3 protein-coding genes are annotated in these 3,579 nt (G+C 75.3%); 2 read left to right on the top strand and 1 reads right to left on the bottom strand.

Annotated features, from left to right (window positions below):
* Nucleotides 1–1,520 (top strand): outer membrane protein assembly factor BamB family protein (locus AAHZ94_RS30730; protein ID WP_349997003.1); only part of this gene is annotated, 1,520 nt, incomplete at its 5' end.
* Nucleotides 1,521–1,694: 174 nt separating this feature from the next.
* Here AAHZ94_RS30730 and AAHZ94_RS30725 read toward each other — a convergent pair.
* On the bottom strand, nt 1,695–2,054 hold the full coding sequence (locus AAHZ94_RS30725; protein ID WP_349997002.1) for an SH3 domain-containing protein: 360 nt from the start codon (nt 2,052–2,054) through the stop codon (nt 1,695–1,697).
* 128 nt (nt 2,055–2,182) lie between these two features.
* Between AAHZ94_RS30725 and AAHZ94_RS30720 the strand changes: the two genes are divergently transcribed.
* Nucleotides 2,183–3,579, top strand: a 1,397-nt coding sequence (locus AAHZ94_RS30720; RefSeq protein WP_349997001.1) for a serine/threonine-protein kinase, incomplete at its 3' end; no start/stop codon positions are given.

The raw sequence follows: 3,579 nt of genomic DNA, 5'->3' as shown, positions 1-3,579 counted from the left end.
GGGGGGGGGGGGGGGGGGGGGGGGGGGGGGGGGGGGGGGGGGGGGGGGGGGGGGGGGGGGGGCCCCCCCCCCCCCCCGCGCCGCGGGATCGAGACGGGGACGGGGACGGGGCGGGAGAGGCGGGCGCGGGCGCCGAACGGGCCGAAGGACAACCCCGCGAGCAGGGCGGCGAGCGGGCCGGCGGGGCGCACCACGAGCCGGGCGGCACGCCGGACCCGGGCCGGCTGGCCACCCTCACCCGGCTCGGCCGCCGGCGCGGCCGACTGCTGGTCAGCATCGTGTCCGTACTGCTGGTGCTGGCGCTCGGCGGCGCCGCGGACCTGGTGTACGGGCCGGCTCACGACGACGGCGTGCGCCCCAGCGGTACGGCGGCGGGCGGGGTGCGCCGGGTGGCGCGGCCGGCGGGCGGGCGGCCCTGGGAGGTCATGCTCCAGCCGACGGGCACCACGCCGAAGGGCCCGGCCAGGGCGGCGCCGCTGGGGGAGATCTTCGAGCCGCAGTGCATGACCGGCGGCACCCGGCTGTTCTGTGGCGGCATGGGCTTCCCGACGGTCAGGCTCGACCCGCGCTCGGGCTCGCTGCTGTGGCGCACGGACGCGCTCGCCGACCCGAGCGAGATGACCAACAGCAGCCATCCGGGGGCGCTCACCGCCGACCGGGTCTTCGTGCACGACGCGCCGAACGGGGAGACGACCCGGCTGGTCGCGCTCGACGCGGCCACCGGCCACGAGGTGTGGTCGCGGGAGGTCAGCGACGGCACCGACATGGCGCTCGCGGGTGATCTGGTGGTCAGCAGCGCGCCGGACGACGCGTCGCTGGTCGCGCGGGACGCCCGGGACGGCACCCGGCGGTGGAGCTATCCGGTGCCGCGCGGCCAGTCGTGCAACCCGGCCAGCCACGCGGGCGCGGTGTACGCGCTGTGCTGGGACAAGGAGGGCGGCGACCAGACGTCGGCGGCCCGGCTCGACCTGGCCACCGGCGAGGCGACCGTGCTGGCCCGGCTGCGCGGCGTGGACACCCCCGTCGGTGTGGACGACGGCGAACTGGTCTTCCTGCGCTACCGCGGCGGCGCGGGCGCCGCCTACCGGAGCCTGCTGCGCATCGACGTGGCCAGCGGCGCACGGCGTGAGGTGCGGCTGCCGCGGCTGGCCCGCGGGGACGCCACGCTCGCCGCCGGCCGGCTGTTCTTCATCCAGAGCAGCGGCCGGGTCACCGCGCTCGACGCGCGCACCGGCCAGACGCTGTGGTCGAACCCGTCGGATGTGGAGCGGCTGGGCGCGCCGACGGTCTCGGTCCGCGAGAACACGGTCTACCTGTGCAACGGCAGCGGCCGGATGCTCGCGCTCGACCTGCGCACCGGCGAGGAACGTTGGCAATCGGGCCCGCGCAGCGCCGACAGCGGCTACGGCATGGGCGACGAGACGAGCCGGGTGGTGCGGGTCGGCGGCGCGCTGGTCGCCGCGGCGTCGGACGGCACGCTGTTCTCGGCCGACCCGGACGCACCGGACGCGCGGCCGTGAGACCGGTGTGCGGCGGATGGGCGGCGCGTACGTAAGGCCGGGGGGCGGCGCGTACGGGGGTGGCCCCGCCGGCGCGGGCCAGCGGGGCTCCCCTCGCGTGAGCGTCGTACGGGCGCCGCATGAGCGTCGTACGGACGTCGTACGAGCTTCGTACGGGCGGCCTTCGGCGAGGCGTCAGCCGCAGTTCGGGGCGACGAAGCCGTCGCTGCCGGTCCTGACGAAGGTGTCCGAGATGTACTGGCCGGGCGCGATGCTGTCCCAGATGTCCGATACCCCGTACGGGCCCCTGACGCTCTCGCCGCGGCGCTGGCAGCGGATGGGGACCCGGGCGTTGTAGGCGAGCACCTTGACGACCTGGCTGTTGGTGTTCGGGCCGCTGCGCACGTTGACCCGGTAGCCGGGGGCGACCGGGTAGGTGGTCTGGGCGATGGCGGCGGTGGTCTGCGCCGCCTCCGGGTCCTGGACCTCCGCGGCCACCGCGCCGACGGCGCCGGACGCGTCCGCAGCCGCTATGTCGTTCTCTTCCTTGGCCATATGGCCTCTCCCCCGTTGTGTGTTTTGTGCAAAGACATGCGCAGGCTAGCAAGCCTCAACGGTCTCGTACGCGCAATGCACTAGGCTCCGTGAGCCGCATGTGCGGATAAATTCACGGGGGTGGGGGAATGCCGCCGCTGCGTAGCGCGGGGACCGGCGCGGAAGCGGAAGATCCGCAATATGCCGGTCACTACCGGCTGGAGGGACGGCTTGGTTCGGGCGGCATGGGCGTGGTGCATCTGGCCAGGTCACCCTCGGGTATGCGACTTGCGGTAAAGGTCGTACATGCCGAATTCGCCGCCGATCCGGAATTTCGGGCTCGATTTCGCCAAGAAGTCACAGCAGCACGCAGAGTGAGCGGCGCATTTACCGCGCCCGTGGTGGACGCCGACCCTAATGCCGAGCGGCCGTGGATGGCCACGCTCTACATTCCGGGCCCGACCCTCGCCGAGCACGTGAAGCGGAATGGGCCGCTCGCGCCGGACGAAGTGCGCCGGCTGGCGGCCGGGCTCGCGGAGGCGCTGCGCGACATCCACCGGGCCGGCGTGGTGCACCGCGACCTCAAGCCGAGCAATGTGCTGCTGGCCGCCGACGGGCCGCGGGTGATCGACTTCGGCATCTCGCGGCCGTCCGACAGCGACTTGCGCACCGAGACCGGCAAGTTGATCGGTACGCCGCCGTTCATGGCACCCGAACAGTTCCAGCGCCCGCGCGAAGTCGGCCCGGCCGCCGACATGTTCACGCTCGGCTCGGTCCTGGTGCACGCGGCGACCGGGCGCGGCCCGTTCGGCTCGGACAGCCCGTACATCGTGGCGTACCAGGTGGTGCACAACGAGGCCGATCTGGACGGGGTCTCGCCCGATCTGCTGCCGCTGATCCGCAGTTGCCTGGCGAAGAACCCGGTGGACCGGCCGACGCCCGACGGGCTGATGTCGGCGCTGCGCGCGGGCGGGCGCGGCCCGTTCGAGCCGCTGTCCACGCCGCGGGTGCCGTTCCAGCGGGCGCCGACGTCGCTGGAGCGGGACATCGCGGCGGCGGGCGCGGACGCGCTGTTCGGCGAGCGGTGCGGGGACGGGTTCCCCGGGGGCGAACCCGACGGGCCTGCGGGGCCTGTGGGGCTTACGGTGCCTGTTGGTACGGGCAGTACGGGCGGTGCGGACTGGCCCGAGGCGCCGGGCGGCGGCGCGTACGCCACGCAGAACGGTGCGGCGTACGCACTGGCCGACCCCGCGGCGGACCCCGCGGCCGGCCCGTCGGCCGACTCCGCGTCGGAGGTGGACACGCACGTCAGGGCGGGCGCGTCGACCCCGCCGGAGGGCACCGCGCCGCGCGCCCACCCCGAACACGTGGGCCTCCCGGGCGAGGCCGACCAGCCGGCGGAGGGTGACCCTGCGGGTAGCTCGGCGGCTGATCCTGCGGATGGCCCTGCGGATGGCCCTGCCGGGCTGGTGGGGTCGGTGGACGGTCCGGCCGGGCCGGCCGCACTGGCGAGCGGGGCGGCGGGCTCGGTGCGCGGGCCGGCGGG

It is taken from the genome of Streptomyces sp. HSW2009 (assembly GCF_040240285.1).
Taxonomy (GTDB): Bacteria; Actinomycetota; Actinomycetes; order Streptomycetales; family Streptomycetaceae; genus Streptomyces.
Note: the sequence above shows the minus strand (reverse complement) of the source record. Positions and strands in the feature narration are given on the sequence as shown.

Bases quoted from the DNA above. Each gene is read 5' to 3' on its own strand.
- AAHZ94_RS30725 (WP_349997002.1), bottom strand. From the start codon at position 2,054: ATGGCCAAGGAAGAGAACGACATAGCGGCTGCGGACGCGTCCGGCGCC.